General features: G+C 25.5%; 1 pseudogene. It reads right to left on the bottom strand.

Annotation, left to right across the window (positions count from 1 at the left end):
- Window positions 1–41: 41 nt before the first annotated feature.
- Window positions 42–216 (bottom strand): annotated as a pseudogene (locus HMPREF3058_RS12165) (transposase); the annotation flags it as partial.

Below are 216 nucleotides of genomic sequence, written 5' to 3'. Positions count from 1 at the left end.
ATTTTTCTTTGACTGTAGATGGTTTTTGTTTTTGGTTCTTAAAGCTTTTTATTAATTTGGGCTTTAAAATATTCCCAATTATAATTCTTCATTATTTTTTTATTTGTTTTTGAATTGAAGTTCATACATTGGTGTTTCAGAGGACACTTTGAACAATCATCACATTCATATAATTTCAAATCTCGTTTAAAACTATATTTATCATGACGATAGGCA

This window comes from Staphylococcus sp. HMSC068G11, assembly GCF_001815825.1.
Lineage (GTDB): Bacteria > Bacillota > Bacilli > Staphylococcales > Staphylococcaceae > Staphylococcus > Staphylococcus epidermidis.
The sequence above is the reverse complement of the archived record's forward strand: the minus strand, read 5'-3'. Positions and strand labels throughout refer to the sequence as shown.